This window comes from Streptomyces sp. NPDC056347 (assembly GCF_042262625.1).
Lineage (GTDB): Bacteria > Actinomycetota > Actinomycetes > Streptomycetales > Streptomycetaceae > Streptomyces.
The window spans coordinates 38,690-48,845 of sequence record NZ_JBHJQP010000036.1 but is presented as its reverse complement, the minus strand read 5'-3'; the positions used below and the strand labels follow the sequence as shown (position 1 = coordinate 48,845).

Genomic DNA, 10,156 nt, shown 5'->3' with positions numbered 1-10,156 from the left:
AATGCAACCAGTAGTAACAAGCCCCCGTTGTGTAGCGGCCTAGCACGCTGCCCTCTCACGGCAGTAGCGCCGGTTCGAATCCGGTCGGGGGTACAGATCCTTCCCGCGAGATCACCTGGGTCGCACCCACGATTTCGATGCAGGATCGCTAGGGCCCCCGTTGTGTAGCGGCCTAGCACGCTGCCCTCTCACGGCAGTAGCGCCGGTTCGAATCCGGTCGGGGGTACTTGTAACACCATGGGCTATGGTGTAATTGGCAACACTACGGTTTCTGGTACCGTCATTCTAGGTTCGAGTCCTGGTAGCCCAGCGCAGAAATGCAACCAGTAGTAACAAGCCCCCGTTGTGTAGCGGCCTAGCACGCTGCCCTCTCACGGCAGTAGCGCCGGTTCGAATCCGGTCGGGGGTACAACAGAGAAACAGTCAAAGGCCCTTCGCTCCGGCGAAGGGCCTTTCTGCTGGCCCCGGGCGCCGCAGCCGGGGCGGCCGGGCCGTCCGGACTCAGAGGCCGTAACGCCGGGCCGACTCCTCCTCCTGCGCCATCCTCCGCAGCGCCATCAGCAGCGGCTCGTACAGCACGGCCGATGCGACCGCCGCCTCCACCTGCTCCGACTCCGTGGGATACGTCTCCATCATGTCCAGGTCCTGGACGGCGACTTGGTGCATCAGGCGGGCCTGCCCGGTGAGGTAGGCCACATCGCAGGGGTAGCCGAGCCGGATCAGGGTGGCCGCCGAGGACACCAGCGAGCGGTACGTGGGGGAGAGGGCGCCGATCTCCTGCGCGGTGGCCCAGCCGAGCGCCTCCAGCAACTGCTCCACGGCCGCACGGGCGGCCGCCGTCTCCGGGGCCTGCTCGTCGGCCTCCGGGCCCTGCGGGAGCGCCCAGAGCGCCGCGCCCAGCCGGACCGTCCGCCCCAGTGTGTCGTCGTCCACATGGGAGAGGACCTCGCGCGCGGTGGCCACCGGGAGACGGCCCACCTGGATCAGGGCCCGCACCAGGCGCAGCCGGCGCAGATGGCTCCCGTCGTACTCGGCCCGGGTGGCGTTGACCCGGAGGCCGGGGTGCAACAGGCCCTCGCGCAGGTAGTACTTGATCGTCGCGGTTCCGACGCCGCTCCGCTCGCTCAGTTCCGAGAGCCGCATGTGCCGTGCCTTTCCTTGCGCCACCTCTTGGACAGTGCCACTATCCAATCATTGGACAGTGGCACTCTCCGGTGAAATCAGGGGGCAGGGCATGTTCGCGAAGCCGATTCCGGGACGGACCACCGCCGCGGCCGAGGGGGAGGTGGTCGTGCTGCTCATCGGGATGCGGATCAACCACTTCCGGGGCGTCCACCACTGGCTGCCGGTGTTCGGCGCGATGCTGCGCATGCTGCGGGAGTTGGGGCGCGACAAGGAGCGCGGACTGCTGGGCTACAGCCTGCTGACCGGCTCGCCGCGGACGTACTGCGTCGTCCAGTACTGGGAGTCGAAGGAGAAGCTGTACGCGTACGCGAGCGCGCCCGACATGTTCCACCGGAGGGCCTGGGCGGTGATGAACCGCAAGGAGCGCAAGTCCCGGCGGCACGTGGGGCTCTGGCACGAGACGTACCTGGTCCCCGAGGGCGGCTACGAGGCGATCTACGCGGACATGCCGGTGCACGGCCTCGCCGGGGCGACGGGGGTGCTGCCGGTCGAGCGGCGGGGACGCCGGGCCGCGGACCGGCTCGCGCACCGCTCGGGCGCGAAGTGAGGTGCTGGGAGGGGGCCGCCACGACGCTGGGGCGGCCGGGAAGGGGCGGGCGGCGCGTCAGCCGTTGCGGCGCAGGGCCTCGCTGAGCCGGGCCGCCGAGTCGATGACCGCCTGGGCGTGCATCCGGCCCGGGTGCCGGGTCAGCCGCTCGATCGGTCCGGAGACCGAGACGGCGGCGACCACCCGGTTCGACGGGCCGCGCACCGGCGCCGAGACGGAGGCCACACCAGGCTCGCGCTCGCCGATCGACTGGGCCCAGCCCCTGCGCCGTACGCCCGAGAGCGCCGTGGCCGTGAAACGGGCGCCCTGGAGGCCGCGGTGCAGGCGCTCCGGCTCCTCCCAGGCCATCAGGATCTGGGCCGAGGAGCCGGCCTTCATGGTGAGGGTGGAGCCGACCGGAACGGTGTCCCGCAGACCGGACAGCCGTTCCGCCGCCGCCACGCAGATCCGCATGTCACCCTGTCTGCGGTAGAGCTGCGCGCTCTCACCCGTGATGTCCCGGAGGTGGGTGAGCACCGGGCCGGCCGTGGCCAGCAGGCGGTCCTCGCCGGCGGCCGCGGCTAGCTCCGCCAGCCTGGGGCCGAGAATGAACCGGCCCTGCATGTCCCTCGCCACCAGGCGGTGGTGTTCCAGCGCCACCGCCAGCCGGTGGGCCGTGGGCCGTGCGAGCCCGGTCGCCGCGACCAGTCCGGCGAGGGTGGCCGGACCGGACTCCAGGGCGCTCAATACCAGAGCTGCCTTGTCGAGAACGCCTACGCCGCTAGAGTTGTCCATACGACGATACTCCCGTCTCACTCTGTGAAACGCAAGTTCAATAATCGGCGGAAGTTGCGAACCTGTGGGTGCGGCCGCACAACGGCCCGCAGCCGTCGCCCCGCTCAGGGGTCCGGACGGCGGCGCACCGAATCTCTAGTTGGGCCGGCGAAGACGCCGGTCGGAGGGAAAGCGATGGGTAGGACACTCGCGGAGAAGGTCTGGGACGACCATGTCGTCCGGCGCGCCGAAGGTGAGCCCGATCTCCTCTTCATCGATCTGCACCTGCTGCACGAGGTGACCAGCCCCCAGGCCTTCGACGGTCTCCGGCAGGCCGGGCGCCCGGTGCGACGCCTCGATCTCACCATCGCGACGGAGGACCACAACACCCCGACCCTCGACATCGACAAGCCGATCGCCGATCCGGTCTCCCGCGCCCAGTTGGAGACCCTGCGCAGGAACTGCGCGGAGTTCGGCGTACGGCTGCACCCGCTGGGCGACGTCGAGCAGGGCGTCGTGCACGTGGTCGGCCCGCAGCTGGGGCTGACCCAGCCCGGCACCACCGTGGTCTGCGGCGACTCCCACACGTCCACGCACGGCGCCTTCGGCGCGCTGGCGTTCGGCATCGGCACCAGCCAGGTCGAGCACGTGCTGGCCACCCAGACGCTGCCCATGGCCCGCCCGAAGACCATGGCGATCACCATCGACGGCGATCTGCCCGACGGCGTCACGGCCAAGGACCTGATCCTCGCGGTGATCGCCAGGATCGGCACCGGCGGCGGCCAGGGCTACATCCTGGAATACCGCGGTCCGGCCATCGAGAAGCTCTCGATGGAGGCCCGGATGACCGTCTGCAACATGTCGATCGAGGCGGGCGCCCGCGCGGGCATGATCGCCCCGGACGAGACCACCTTCGACTACCTGAAGGACCGCGACCACGCCCCGCGGGGCGAGGACTGGGACGCCGCCGTCGCGTACTGGAGGACGCTGCGCACCGACGACGACGCGGTCTTCGACGCCGAGGTCGTCATCGACGCCGCGGAGCTGGCCCCGTTCGTGACCTGGGGCACCAACCCCGGCCAGGGCGCCCCGCTGTCCGCCGACGTCCCCGACCCCGCTTCGTACGAGGACGCCTCGGAGCGCAACGCCGCGGAAAAGGCCCTGGAGTACATGGGGTTGACCGCCGGGCAGCCGCTGCGCGACATCGCCGTGGACACCGTCTTCGTAGGCTCCTGCACCAACGGCCGGATCGAGGACCTGCGCAACGCGGCCGCCGTCCTGGAGGGCCGCAAAGTCGCCGACGGCGTACGGATGCTGGTCGTCCCGGGCTCCGTCCGGGTCGCGCTGCAGGCCGTCGAGGAGGGGCTGGACAAGGTCTTCACCGCCGCGGGGGCCGAATGGCGGCACGCCGGCTGCTCGATGTGCCTCGGCATGAACCCCGACCAGCTGGCCCCCGGCGAGCGCTCCGCCTCCACCTCGAACCGCAACTTCGAGGGCCGCCAGGGCAAGGGCGGCCGCACGCACCTGGTCTCCCCGCAGGTTGCCGCCGCCACCGCCGTGCTGGGTCACCTGGCCTCGCCCGCCGACCTGTCCGACGCCCGTACGCCCGCCGGAGTCTGAGAATCATGGAAGCTTTCACCACGCACACCGGCCGGGCCGTCCCGCTGCGCCGCAGCAACGTGGACACCGACCAGATCATCCCCGCCCACTGGCTGAAAAAGGTCACCCGGGACGGCTTCGAGGACGGACTCTTCGAGGCCTGGCGCAAGGACGCGGACTTCGTCCTCAACCGCCCCGAGCGCGCGGGTGCCACGGTCCTGGTGGCCGGACCCGACTTCGGTACCGGCTCCTCCCGCGAGCACGCCGTCTGGGCTCTGCAGAACTACGGCTTCAAGGCCGTCATCTCCTCCCGGTTCGCCGACATCTTCCGCGGCAACTCGCTGAAGAACGGACTGCTGACCGTGGTCCTGGACCAGCAGGTCGTGGACGCGCTCTGGGCGCTGACCGAGGCCGACCCCACGGCCGGGATCACCGTCGACCTGGAGGCGCGCCAGGTCCGTGCCGAGGGCATCACCGCCGACTTCGAGCTCGACGAGAACTCCCGCTGGCGCCTGCTCAACGGCCTGGACGACATCAGCCTCACCCTTCAGAACGAAGCGGACATCGCGGCTTATGAGGCGGCAAGGCCGACCTTCAAACCGCGTACAATTCAAGCCTGAGCAGCACGTTTCCCGGACTGCGCCCCCTGCCATCTGGTAGGGGGCGCAGTCGCTTGTTGAGACCCTGTCGGGCGACAACTCGCCCCAGATGGCACAATCGGTGCATGGAACGCGACAGCCAACTCAAGCTTTACGGCCAAGTCGCCGACCGATTGAAGGAAGCGCACACAGTCGTGCGTGAACTGCAAGTCCCGGAGGGCGTACGGATGGCGCTCTCCCGGAAGCTGTTGGCCATCACGGCCGCGGCTAAGCACGATCTCCCGGGCGCGGCAAGGCGTCTGGACCGGTTGATGAAGGACCTCGATGAGGGCCGATTCCCCGAAGGTGACTGACTCTGCGGAACTGCGCAGCAGTCGACTTCGTTGCGGCACTAGGGTGATTAGCCCGTTTCGTGTTTGATTTGCGGTATATATCTGCCTAACGTGCGAAAACGCTTGAACACATACGTTCTGGCAATGTCTCCGAAGGGGAAGACGTGAACAAGGCGCAGCTCGTAGAAGCGATTGCCGACAAGCTCGGAGGCCGTCAGCAGGCCGCCGACGCCGTCGACGCGGTGCTCGACGCGATGGTCCGTGCGGTTGTCGCGGGTGACCGGGTCTCGGTCACCGGCTTCGGCTCGTTCGAGAAGGTCGACCGCCCGGCCCGTTACGCCCGCAACCCGCAGACGGGTGAGCGTGTGCGGGTCAAGAAGACCTCGGTGCCCCGCTTCCGCGCGGGCCAGGGCTTCAAGGACCTGGTGAGCGGCTCGAAGAAGCTCCCCAAGAACGACGTGGCCGTCAAGAAGGCGCCCAAGGGCAGCCTCTCGGGAGGATCTTCCACCCGTACGACCGCCAAGGCCGCGGCCAAGAAGGCCACCGCCAAGAAGGCCACGGCGAAGAAGGCCACCGCCAAGAAGACCACCGCGGCGAAGACCACGGTGGCGAAGAAGGTGACGGCGAAGAAGGCCACCACCACCGCGGCCGCCAAGAAGACCACGGCGAAGAAGACCACCGCGGCGGCGAAGAAGGCCACGACCGCGAAGAAGGCCGTCGCCGCCAAGACGGCCCCCGCCAAGAAGGCCACGGCGAAGAAGGCGCCCGCGAAGAAGACCACCGCGCGCAAGACCACGGCGAAGAAGGCCACCGCACGCAAGAAGTGAGGCCGAGCAGCGCAAGGCTTCTCACACGCGCCGGGCCGGGCTCCCCTCGGGGAGCCCGGCCCGCGGGCTGTCGCGGCACCTGTGCGCGGGCTGTGGCCGGGCTGTCCGTGCGGCGGGCCGCCACGGGGGCGGCCCCTTGCGGCCCCTCGCGGTCGCGGCGGCGCGGGGCTCGTGCGCGTCCGTTCAGAAGGTCTGCAGGGTCACCAGGGTGATCCGCAGCGCCGCGCCCTCGCCGGTGCCCTCGATGCGCACCCGCTGCCCCGGGCGCAGCAGCCTCAGCCCGCCCGCGTCGAAGGCGCGGGCGTCGAAGTCCACCGGGGTGCCGTCGTCGAGCAGCACGCTGCCGCAGCGGGTCTCGGGGTCGTAGGTGTACGAGGTCGCCTGCATGGGCGCCAGCCTAGGCGATGACCGGCCGGTCGGGGTCCGGGGCCATTGCCGCCCACTGCCCCGCCGTGTACGGCCCGACACCCAGAGCCACCGCGGCCCGCAGGTCCTCGCCGGTGTCCACGTCCTGGCGGACCGAATCGATACCGGGCAGGTCGATTTCCACCGCCCCGGAGTCCAGATGGCGGGCCCGCGACGGGCCGCCGAAAGCAGGCCGCAATTCCACTCCCGGCACGGCCGAAAGAAATGTTGTCCCGATTCCTGCCGCATCGGTCACAAATGCCCGGGGGAATTCCTCGGAGTAATTGAGCACCCGGGCCAATTCTTCGGGGCGCAGCGCGGGCAGGTCGGCGTTGAGGGCGGCTACCGCGGCCCGGGGCCGCCCGGCCCGTACCGTCCGCTCGCCGTGCGCGAGCGCGGCGTTGAGCCCGCGGCCGGGCTCGTCGGCGACCACCCGCGCACCGAGCGCGGTGAGCGCGGCCCCGGCCCGGGGATCGTCCGTGACCACCACCACATCCAGCACCACCGGGCAGGACAGGGCCGCGGTCACGGTGTCCCGGGCGAGGGCGAGGGCGAGCCGGGGGCGCAGAACCGGCCCGGTCACGGGCGCCAGCCTGCTCTTGGCCTGCGCCAGGGGCTTCAACGGGACGACCAGTGACCAGGGCCCGGCCGGGTCGGTGTTCGTGGCGATCTCCCCCTCGGTGCGCGTCGCCGCCTATTCTCGCCTGCCGGTGCGAGAACCCGGGGAGCCGGTCCCGAACCCGGGGAGTCGGTTCCGGGAGCGGGGCGTACGGTGTTCTCGACAGAGCAGGGGCCTGGGGCGAGACTTGACCGTCGGTAGCCAGGCAGAGATCAAGTCCTTAGAGGAAGGTGTCCGAGTGTCCCGCCGCAGAATCGGCTTCTGGTACCGCCTGGCGGCGGTCATCACAAAACCGCCGTTGGTGGTTCTGTTCAAGCGTGACTGGCGAGGGACGGAACACATTCCGGCCGACGGTGGATTCATCACCGCGGTCAACCACAACTCCTATCTGGACCCGCTTTCCTACGGTCACTTCCAGTACAACACCGGCCGGGTGCCACGGCTCCTCGCCAAGGCCGGCCTTTTCAAGACCCCCTTTGTCGGAATGATGCTGCGCGGTACCGGACAGATCCCGGTGTACCGCGAGTCGACCAACGCGCTGGACGCCTTCCGGGCGGCCGTCGACGCCATCGAGCGCGGCGAGTGCGTCGCTTTCTACCCCGAGGGCACGCTCACCCGCGATCCCGACATGTGGCCGATGGCCGGCAAGACCGGTGCCGCCCGTGTCGCGTTGATGACGAAGGCCCCGGTCATCCCCGTCGCACAGTGGGGCGCCAACCTGGCCATGCCCCCGTACGCGAAGGAGAACAAGCTCCGGCTGTTCCCCCGCAAGACCCTTCAGGTGCAGGCCGGACCGCCCGTGGACCTCTCCCGGTTCTACGGCGAGGAGCCCACGCCCGAGGTCCTGCGCGAGGCGACCGAGGTCATCATGGCCGCGATCACCGAACAACTGGAGATCGTGCGGGGCGAGAAGGCCCCCGAGCACCCCTACGACCACCGCAAGGCCCGTGCGGAGCAGCGACGCAGGGCCGAAGGAGAGGGACACAAGTGACCCAGCCCGTGAAGGCCGCCGTCTTCGGAACCGGCTCCTGGGGTACGGCCTTCGGCATGGTTCTCGCCGACGCGGGCTGCGACGTCACCCTCTGGGGCCGCCGCGCCGGGCTCGCCGAGGCCGTCAACACGACCCGGACCAACCCGGACTACCTGCCGGGAATCGAGCTCCCCGCCTCGGTCCGGGCCACCACGGACGCCGTCGAGGCGCTGGACGGCGCCGACTTCGTCGTGTTCGTGGTGCCCTCGCAGACGCTGCGCGCCAACCTCGCCGAGTGGTCCCGGCACATCGCCCCCGACACCGTGCTCGTCTCCATGATGAAGGGCGTCGAACTCGGCACCGCGAAGCGGATGAGCGAGGTCATCGAGGAGGTCGCCGGGATCTCCGCGGACCGGATCGCCGTCATCACCGGCCCCAACCTCGCCAGGGAGGTCGCCGAACGCCGCCCCGCCGCGGCCGTCGTCGCCTGCCAGGACGAGGCCGTGGCCCGGCGCCTCCAGGCCGCCTGCCACACCTCCTACTTCCGTCCCTACACCAACACCGACGTGGTCGGCTGCGAACTCGGCGGCGCGGTGAAGAACGTGATCGGTCTGGCGGTCGGCATCGCGGACGGCATGGGCCTCGGCGACAACGCGAAGGGCTCGCTCATCACCCGGGGCCTCGCCGAGACGACCCGGCTCGGCCTCGCCATGGGCGCCGACCCGCTGACCTTCTCCGGACTCGCGGGCCTGGGCGACCTGGTGGCGACCTGCTCCTCGCCGCTCTCGCGCAACCACACCTTCGGCACCAACCTGGGCAAGGGCATGACGCTCCAGGAGACCATCGCCGTGACCAGGCAGACGGCCGAGGGCGTCAAGTCCTGCCAGTCGGTGCTCGATCTGGCACGGCGGCACGGCGTCGACATGCCGATCACCGAGACGGTCGTCGGGATCGTCCACGAGGGCAAGCCGCCGATGGTCGCGCTGGGTGAGCTGATGTCGCGCAGCGCCAAGCCCGAGCGGCGCTGAAACGGACCGGGTCCGGCCACCGCGGTGAACGTCCGCCCTCACCGCCGCGACCGGACCCGGCCACGCTGACGGGCGGAGTACCAGCAGGTACGCTCAACGCGATATGAGCAGCGAGAACCTCCCCCAGAGCCCGGAGCAGCAGCAGCTCCGCAAGCCGCGCGTGGCCGTCGTGTTCGGCGGCCGCAGTTCCGAACACGGCATCTCGGTCGTCACGGCCGGCGCCGTCCTGAACGCCATCGACCGGACCGCGTACGACGTCCTGCCGATCGGCATCACGGCCGACGGACGCTGGGCGCTCACCGCCGACGAACCCGAACGCATGGCCATCACGGACCGGCGGATGCCGGACGTGTCCCAGCTGGCCGAATCCGCCGATGGCACCGTCGCGCTCTCCGCCGACCCCGCCAGCCGCGAAGTGACGTACACCGAGCCCGGCGCGGTCCCCAAGGCGCTCGGCGAGGTCGACGTCGTCTTCCCCGTGCTGCACGGCCCGTACGGCGAGGACGGCACGCTCCAGGGGCTGCTGGAGCTCTCCGGAGTGCCCTACGTCGGCGCCGGGGTGCTCGCCTCGGCCGTCGGCCAGGACAAGGAGTACATGAAGCGGGTCTTCACCTCCTTCGGGCTGCCGGTCGGCCCGTACCTGGTGGTCCGCCCCCGCGAATGGGACAACGACCCCTCCGGTGCCCGCAAGCGGATCGTGGACTTCGCCGGCGAGCACGGCTGGCCGCTCTTCATCAAGCCCGCGCGGGCCGGTTCGTCGATCGGCATCACCAAGGTCGACGATCTGTCCGGGCTCGACGAGGCGATCGAGGAGGCCCGCCGCCACGACCCCAAGTTCCTGGTCGAGTCGCTGCTGCGGGGCCGCGAGATCGAGTGCGGGGTGCTGGAGTTCGAGGACGGGCCGCGCGCCAGCGTGCCCGCCGAGATCCCGCCGGTGACCTCGCACGACTTCTACGACTTCGAGGCCAAGTACATCGACTCCGCTTCCGGGATCGTGCCCGCCCCGCTCACCGGGGAACAGACCGCCGAGGTCCAGCGCCTGGCGGTCGAGGCCTTCGAGGCCACCTCCTGCGAGGGGCTGGTCCGCGCCGACTTCTTCCTCACCGAGGACGGCACGTTCGTGATCAACGAGATCAACACCCTGCCGGGTTTCACCCCGATCTCCATGTACCCGCGGATGTGGCAGGAGAGCGGTGTGAGCTACCCGGAGCTGGTGGACCGGCTGATCCAGGCCGCGCTGCGCCGCCCGACCGGCCTGCGCTGACCCAGGTCCGGGGGTGTCCCGCCGGTCG

At 70.2% G+C, this 10,156-nt stretch carries 12 protein-coding genes and 4 tRNA genes; 12 read left to right on the top strand and 4 right to left on the bottom strand.

All coding sequences use genetic code 11. The features are described 5' to 3' along the window. Window positions 1-20: 20 nt before the first annotated feature. The 4 genes from ACFCV8_RS11605 (at window position 21) to ACFCV8_RS11590 (ending at window position 409) form a co-directional block, all read left to right on the top strand. Window positions 21-93: transfer RNA gene (locus tag ACFCV8_RS11605), tRNA-Glu, on the top strand. Window positions 94-153: 60 nt separating this feature from the next. Beyond that, window positions 154-226, top strand: a tRNA-Glu gene (locus ACFCV8_RS11600). 12 nt (window positions 227-238) lie between these two features. Further along, window positions 239-310, top strand: a tRNA-Gln gene (locus ACFCV8_RS11595). 26 nt (window positions 311-336) lie between these two features. Continuing rightward, window positions 337-409 (top strand) — tRNA-Glu (locus tag ACFCV8_RS11590). A gap of 92 nt (window positions 410-501) precedes the next feature. Here the strand turns inward: ACFCV8_RS11590 and ACFCV8_RS11585 are convergent. Further along, window positions 502-1,143 carry a MerR family transcriptional regulator gene (locus ACFCV8_RS11585; RefSeq protein ID WP_376685106.1) on the bottom strand — a complete coding sequence of 214 codons (642 nt, stop codon included), beginning with the start codon at window positions 1,141-1,143 and terminating at the stop codon, window positions 502-504. A 91-nt stretch (window positions 1,144-1,234) separates the two neighbouring features. Here ACFCV8_RS11585 and ACFCV8_RS11580 point away from each other — a divergent pair, with 91 nt between their 5' ends. Next, on the top strand, window positions 1,235-1,732 hold the full coding sequence (locus ACFCV8_RS11580; protein WP_376685105.1) for a DUF4188 domain-containing protein: 498 nt from the start codon (window positions 1,235-1,237) through the stop codon (window positions 1,730-1,732). Between the two features lie 57 nt (window positions 1,733-1,789). On the opposite strand, the gene ndgR is transcribed toward ACFCV8_RS11580, so the two are convergent. Beyond that, window positions 1,790-2,506, bottom strand: coding sequence for an IclR family transcriptional regulator NdgR (ndgR, locus tag ACFCV8_RS11575; protein WP_376685104.1), 717 nt, complete (start codon window positions 2,504-2,506; stop codon window positions 1,790-1,792). Between the two features lie 174 nt (window positions 2,507-2,680). Here ndgR and leuC point away from each other — a divergent pair, with 174 nt between their 5' ends. The 4 genes from leuC (at window position 2,681) to ACFCV8_RS11555 (ending at window position 5,842) form a co-directional block, all read left to right on the top strand. Beyond that, window positions 2,681-4,105 (top strand): 3-isopropylmalate dehydratase large subunit, encoded by a 1,425-nt coding sequence (leuC, locus tag ACFCV8_RS11570; RefSeq protein WP_376685103.1) that lies wholly within the window; start codon window positions 2,681-2,683, stop codon window positions 4,103-4,105. A gap of 5 nt (window positions 4,106-4,110) precedes the next feature. Then, window positions 4,111-4,704 carry a 3-isopropylmalate dehydratase small subunit gene (gene leuD, locus ACFCV8_RS11565; protein ID WP_376685102.1) on the top strand — a complete coding sequence of 198 codons (594 nt, stop codon included), beginning with the start codon at window positions 4,111-4,113 and terminating at the stop codon, window positions 4,702-4,704. Window positions 4,705-4,808: 104 nt separating this feature from the next. Then, window positions 4,809-5,036, top strand: a complete 228-nt coding sequence (locus ACFCV8_RS11560; protein WP_376685101.1) for a hypothetical protein — start codon at window positions 4,809-4,811, stop codon at window positions 5,034-5,036. 143 nt (window positions 5,037-5,179) lie between these two features. Then, on the top strand, window positions 5,180-5,842 hold the full coding sequence (locus ACFCV8_RS11555) for an HU family DNA-binding protein (protein WP_376685100.1): 663 nt from the start codon (window positions 5,180-5,182) through the stop codon (window positions 5,840-5,842). Window positions 5,843-6,025: 183 nt separating this feature from the next. Here ACFCV8_RS11555 and ACFCV8_RS11550 read toward each other — a convergent pair whose 3' ends face one another. Both ACFCV8_RS11550 and cofC read right to left on the bottom strand, forming a co-directional pair. Next, window positions 6,026-6,229, bottom strand: a complete 204-nt coding sequence (locus ACFCV8_RS11550) for a hypothetical protein (protein ID WP_352276269.1) — start codon at window positions 6,227-6,229, stop codon at window positions 6,026-6,028. A 10-nt stretch (window positions 6,230-6,239) separates the two neighbouring features. Continuing rightward, window positions 6,240-6,917: a 2-phospho-L-lactate guanylyltransferase gene (gene cofC, locus ACFCV8_RS11545; RefSeq protein WP_376685110.1), complete on the bottom strand. Its 678-nt coding sequence runs from the start codon at window positions 6,915-6,917 to the stop codon at window positions 6,240-6,242. A gap of 187 nt (window positions 6,918-7,104) precedes the next feature. Here cofC and ACFCV8_RS11540 point away from each other — a divergent pair, with 187 nt between their 5' ends. The 3 genes from ACFCV8_RS11540 to ACFCV8_RS11530 all read left to right on the top strand — a co-directional run bounded on the left by ACFCV8_RS11540 (window position 7,105) and on the right by ACFCV8_RS11530 (window position 10,128). Further along, the gene (locus ACFCV8_RS11540) at window positions 7,105-7,857 is read left to right on the top strand and encodes a lysophospholipid acyltransferase family protein (RefSeq protein WP_376685099.1); all 753 of its coding nucleotides are present in this window, start codon (window positions 7,105-7,107) and stop codon (window positions 7,855-7,857) included. Then, on the top strand, window positions 7,854-8,864 hold the full coding sequence (locus tag ACFCV8_RS11535; RefSeq protein ID WP_376685098.1) for an NAD(P)H-dependent glycerol-3-phosphate dehydrogenase: 1,011 nt from the start codon (window positions 7,854-7,856) through the stop codon (window positions 8,862-8,864). The genes ACFCV8_RS11540 and ACFCV8_RS11535 overlap by 4 nt, the downstream gene beginning before the upstream one ends. 103 nt (window positions 8,865-8,967) lie before the next feature. Further along, entirely contained in the window at window positions 8,968-10,128 is a 1,161-nt protein-coding gene (locus ACFCV8_RS11530) for a D-alanine--D-alanine ligase family protein (protein WP_376685097.1), read from the top strand. Window positions 10,129-10,156: the final 28 nt, after the last annotated feature.

Excerpts from the sequence above, each read along its gene's own strand:
- ACFCV8_RS11585 (WP_376685106.1), bottom strand. The coding sequence starts at position 1,143 with ATGCGGCTCTCGGAACTGAGCGAGCGGAGCGGCGTCGGAACCGCGACG.
- ACFCV8_RS11580 (WP_376685105.1), top strand. The coding sequence starts at position 1,235 with ATGTTCGCGAAGCCGATTCCGGGACGGACCACCGCCGCGGCCGAGGGG.
- ndgR (WP_376685104.1), bottom strand. The coding sequence starts at position 2,506 with ATGGACAACTCTAGCGGCGTAGGCGTTCTCGACAAGGCAGCTCTGGTA.
- leuC (WP_376685103.1), top strand. The coding sequence starts at position 2,681 with ATGGGTAGGACACTCGCGGAGAAGGTCTGGGACGACCATGTCGTCCGG.
- leuD (WP_376685102.1), top strand. The coding sequence starts at position 4,111 with ATGGAAGCTTTCACCACGCACACCGGCCGGGCCGTCCCGCTGCGCCGC.
- ACFCV8_RS11560 (WP_376685101.1), top strand. The coding sequence starts at position 4,809 with ATGGAACGCGACAGCCAACTCAAGCTTTACGGCCAAGTCGCCGACCGA.
- ACFCV8_RS11550 (WP_352276269.1), bottom strand. The coding sequence starts at position 6,229 with ATGCAGGCGACCTCGTACACCTACGACCCCGAGACCCGCTGCGGCAGC.
- ACFCV8_RS11530 (WP_376685097.1), top strand. The coding sequence starts at position 8,968 with ATGAGCAGCGAGAACCTCCCCCAGAGCCCGGAGCAGCAGCAGCTCCGC.